This is a genomic window from Pauljensenia sp. UMB6358 (assembly GCF_030216865.1).
In the GTDB taxonomy this organism is placed as follows: domain Bacteria; phylum Actinomycetota; class Actinomycetes; order Actinomycetales; family Actinomycetaceae; genus Pauljensenia; species Pauljensenia turicensis_A.
Window position 1 is genome coordinate 1 of record NZ_JASOMS010000247.1, and the last position, 246, is coordinate 246.

Here is a 246-nt window from a genome sequence, read left to right on the forward strand (position 1 = left end):
CCGCGCCGAATGGAACCGCAAAGAATACGAGCACGAAGACGCATTGCAGCGGTATCTAACCGAGCAGAAAATCACGGTCGGCACCATCGCGGGCACGCCCATCACCGGCAGCACCGACCTCGTCGACCTTGAGGCGGGCATGGTCATCGACTGGAAAAACGTATCCACCACCTCCCTGCGCAAGTACCGGCACGACGGGCCACCCGCCGTGTACCAGACGCAAGCACACCTGTACGCCCACGGGTG

At 62.6% G+C, this 246-nt stretch carries 1 protein-coding gene; it reads left to right on the plus strand.

Features of this window, described 5'->3' with window-relative positions; genetic code table 11:
* On the plus strand, nucleotides 1-246 hold a 246-nt coding region (locus QP381_RS09335; RefSeq protein WP_285068759.1), incomplete at both ends, for a hypothetical protein.